The organism is Streptomyces zinciresistens K42 (genome assembly GCF_000225525.1).
GTDB classification, from domain to species: domain Bacteria; phylum Actinomycetota; class Actinomycetes; order Streptomycetales; family Streptomycetaceae; genus Streptomyces; species Streptomyces zinciresistens.
Genome location: NZ_AGBF01000471.1, coordinates 1 through 770 on the forward strand (window position 1 = coordinate 1; position 770 = coordinate 770).

Genomic DNA, 770 nt, shown 5'->3' on the forward strand with positions numbered 1-770 from the left:
ACGCCGGGGGCGGGGACGTGGCAGCGGGCCGGGCGGTGCGCGACGGCGTGGCGGTCGGACCGCCGGGCGGCGTGGGCGCCGAGGCGGGTTCGGGGGCCGACTCCGCGCCCCACCTGACGGTCTCGGTCCGGAGTGCGGAGCGGGAGGTGTCGACGACCCAGCGCTGGGCGTCGCCCTGGTCGTCGCGGCTCTTGAGCACCAGGGCGCCCGAGCCGTCGGTGGCGGCGGGGCTGAGGCCGAGCCCGCGGTCCGCGCGGGGCACCAGGGCGCCCTTGGCGGTGAAGTCGTAGCGGATGCTCCCGGCCGCGGCTCCGGTGCAGGGGGCGAGCCGCACGGAGTACCCGAGGCCGGAGTCGAGGCACAGCTCCGGGTCGGTGCCGCTGCGGATCAGTCCGCCGGTCTCGTACGCCCACTGCTGGCCGGGCGCCGCGGAACAGGTGGTGAGTTCGGTCTCGGCGTTCGGGGCGGCGTCGCCGCCGACGACGCCGACGCACAGCCCGGAGCCGAGGTTGTACAGCTTGCCGCGCAGATCGCCCTTGGCGGCCTCGGCGGCACCCGCCCAGGACGGGTCGCCGGAGGCGGAGCCCGTGTCCGGGCCGGGCGTGCGGGCGGGCGGGCCGTCGGCGGCGCGGGCGCCGCCGTCGTCGGAGCCGACGGCCGACCAGACGAGGAGCGGGAGCACGACGAGGGCGCTGACGGTGGCGACGGCCGCCGTGAGGTTGCGGCGCCGGGTGGCACGGCGGGCGGCCTTGAGCGCGACCCGGCCGGTG

At 79.1% G+C, this 770-nt stretch carries 1 protein-coding gene; it reads right to left on the reverse strand.

Translation table 11 applies throughout. The features are described from left to right. On the reverse strand, nt 1-770 hold a 770-nt coding region (locus SZN_RS37260; RefSeq protein ID WP_007506593.1), incomplete at both ends, for an RICIN domain-containing protein.